This window comes from Finegoldia sp. P2-F-LR (genome assembly GCF_052932265.1).
The window spans coordinates 1-321 of the sequence record NZ_JBRFJF010000044.1; the positions used below are offsets into that span (position 1 = coordinate 1).

Annotated in this window: 1 pseudogene; it reads left to right on the top strand. The window is 51.4% G+C overall.

Features of this window, described 5'->3' with window-relative positions:
• Positions 1-321 (top strand): annotated as a pseudogene (locus ACU68W_RS09330) (response regulator); the annotation flags it as partial.

Consider the following 321-nt stretch of genomic DNA (forward strand, 5'->3'; position numbering starts at 1 on the left):
ACCTGAACAACCAGGAACACCTGAACAACCAGGTACTCCAGAACAACCAGGAACACCTGAACAACCAGGAACACCTGGACAACCAGGTACTCCAGAACAACCAGGAACACCTGAACAACCAGGAACACCTGGACAACCAGGTACTCCAGAACAACCAGGAACACCTGAACAACCAGGAACACCTGAACAACCAGGAACACCTGGACAACCAGGTACTCCAGAACAACCAGGAACACCTGAACAACCAGGAACACCTGGACAACCAGGTACTCCAGAACAACCAGGAACACCTGAACAACCAGGAACACCTGAACAACCAGG